The organism is Dietzia sp. HMSC21D01 (assembly GCF_001815995.1).
GTDB lineage: Bacteria > Actinomycetota > Actinomycetes > Mycobacteriales > Mycobacteriaceae > Dietzia > Dietzia cinnamea.
In genome coordinates, this window is sequence record NZ_KV823836.1 from 1 (window position 1) to 1,275 (window position 1,275).

General features: G+C 65.5%; 2 protein-coding genes. Both read left to right on the top strand.

Annotated features, from left to right (window positions below; all coding sequences use genetic code 11):
• Nucleotides 1–143: 143 nt before the first annotated feature.
• A complete protein-coding gene (locus HMPREF3086_RS05185; protein WP_061230199.1) occupies nt 144–425 on the top strand; it encodes a hypothetical protein in 282 nt (93 codons plus the stop codon).
• A 101-nt stretch (nt 426–526) separates the two neighbouring features.
• Nucleotides 527–1,275, top strand: a 749-nt coding sequence (locus HMPREF3086_RS05190; protein ID WP_070720529.1) for a PDDEXK nuclease domain-containing protein, incomplete at its 3' end; no start/stop codon positions are given.

Consider the following 1,275-nt stretch of genomic DNA (forward strand, 5'->3'; position numbering starts at 1 on the left):
GACGCCCGCGCCCATGTCGAGGATCGAGCGCTGACCGCTGCTAAGGCGCCCGGCGTCCGGCGGCGAGCACACCGGCGGCGACATGAGCCGGGTGGACAATTCCACGTACCAACGACTGAACGGAGAAGATTGTGGATGCAACAATGCTCGCGCTCACTCTGAGCGTGTGCGCGTACTGCGCGATCGCGGTGACCGTGATGGTCGCCGTGCCCGCCGGTCGCGGACATCACATTGGCCGTCCGGGGACGTTCGTCGGCATCGCCTCCGGCGTGACAGGCCTGGGACTGTCCGGAGTCGCCGTCCTGGCGTCGTCGGCGGTCCTGCCCATGGTCGCCGGAGGCGCCATCGGCGCCGGCCTCATCGGAGCTGGTCTCGGCTTGGCCCTGAGTGAGGCGGTGAAGGCTCTTCCCGCCGGCAGGGATTAAACTTTGAGGGCCCGGCCCCGGCGAGTCGCCATTGACGGGCCTGGCACATCTGCAGCCGGTTGCTATCCAGCGTGCCGGGGTAAACCTGTCAGGATGGACGGGTGACCTCCCGGGACCTGGACCTGCCATCCAACTATGGGCGCCTCGTCGAGGATCTCAAGGACAGGGTCCGACGAGCACAGGTCACCGCGCAGCGAAGGGTCAACACCCAGCTGATCGAGCTGTACTGGTCCATCGGACAGGCTGTGCGCGAGGAGAGCGCCCGGCAGGGGTGGGGTAGCGGTGTGATTCGCAGGCTCGCCGAGGATCTTCGGGCCGAGTTTCCCCAAATGAAGGGCTTTTCTGCCCGAAACCTGCAGTACATGGCGACCTTCGCCGGCGCCTGGACTGCCGGACCAATCGCGCAACAGCCTGTTGCGTACTTGCCCTGGGGGCACGTGACTGTCCTGCTGGACAAGCTCAGCGCTCAGGACGATCGAGACAAGTACGCAGCCGCGGCCGTCGAGCACGGCTGGTCGCGCAACGTGCTGGCCAACATGATCGCCAGCAGCGCCCTCGAACGCCGCGGGGCGGCTCCGTCGAATTTTGCGCAACAGCTTGTTGCGCAAGATTCCGAGCTTGCCCAGCAGATCGCCAAGGACCCGCTGATCCTTGATTTTCTGGACCTGTCCGGCGAGGTCGCCGAGCGTGAGCTCGAGGAGTCCCTGACCGACCGGATCGTCGATACGCTGCGCGAGCTCGGCCCGGGATTCGCTTTCGTGGGAAGACAAGTGCACTTCGACGTCGGGGGCGAGGACTTCTACGCTGACCTACTGTTCTTCCACGTCGAGCAATTGCGGTACGTCGTCAT